Consider the following 955-nt stretch of genomic DNA (forward strand, 5'->3'; position numbering starts at 1 on the left):
TGGAGTATTTAACTCAAATTGACCGTCTTCAGTTCTTAAGATTTTCTTGCTATATCCGTTGCGGCTATTTGATGTGCTGGATTTTTCATACTTTTCATAACCAAGATGCTCATCAAGCTCAGCATTAAGCGCTGCCTCAACTGGAATCCTGGTTAACATTTGACTGAAATCATTCAGATCTTTTTCAGTCTTTAATGTCTTTGGCTTCGCGGGCAAATGTTTCTAATTCTTCTCTATTCATTACTCTCTATCCTTAGCCTCAAAGGCTGTTATGATAGACAGTTACACAATTTTATCTACAGTCTCATCAATAGCTTAGGAAGTAATCAAATATTTTTTATTTTTATCCATACAATTATATCTCATTAGATATTTTTTTTAATATGGCATCACAAAAAGTCATTCGTTGTTCTGGATTAAGTCGCCCCAAAAGTCTTATTATTTCTGCCAAGTTATCCTCTTCGGCATAAAAATACGCAGTGGGAACAAACAGCACATCAGCAATACGCTTCAATGTAAGGAAATCAGGCGTATGTTTCCCTGTCTCATATTGATTCACACGAGGACCAGCGGAAAACTCGTCCATTCCCGTAGCCACGCCTAACTTTCTTTGAGATAACCCCACGATTTTTCTGGCCTCTTTTAATCTTTTCGGCAGGGGTGAATCAACCATCTATCTGAGCTCGATTATTTTAATGGAAATATAGATAAGAGATTCTTAGTTTTTGCCTTGAAGAGAAGAAGCGAAAAAATTAGCCTGCCACTCAATGGTTAAATATTCATCTTTCTTTCGACAGATAACATTTTGTGAGTTCGCTGCCAGTAATGGTGCGTGGAGGATGTAATGGCCAGCTTCATGTGCCCGTTGCATCACGGAAATAGGTAACCCGAAATAATTTAAATAGAGCCAAAATCAGTGCTTCGTTGCATCACAATTAAGGTAACCCATTTATTA

General features: G+C 37.6%; 2 protein-coding genes. Both read right to left on the reverse strand.

From position 1 onward, the window contains the following. Nucleotides 1–216 (reverse strand): transposase (locus tag E1O65_RS12405; RefSeq protein ID WP_242601612.1); only part of this gene is annotated, 216 nt, incomplete at its 3' end. A 139-nt stretch (nt 217–355) separates the two neighbouring features. After that, nucleotides 356–673, reverse strand: a complete 318-nt coding sequence (locus tag E1O65_RS12410; protein ID WP_133133905.1) for a helix-turn-helix transcriptional regulator — start codon at nt 671–673, stop codon at nt 356–358. Nucleotides 674–955: the final 282 nt, after the last annotated feature.

The organism is Legionella sp. W10-070, assembly GCF_900640175.1.
Classification (GTDB): Bacteria; Pseudomonadota; Gammaproteobacteria; order Legionellales; family Legionellaceae; genus Tatlockia.

What these genes read in the sequence shown, in the direction of transcription:
- E1O65_RS12410 (WP_133133905.1), bottom strand. Translation starts at nt 673, where the DNA reads ATGGTTGATTCACCCCTGCCGAAAAGATTAAAAGAGGCCAGAAAAATC.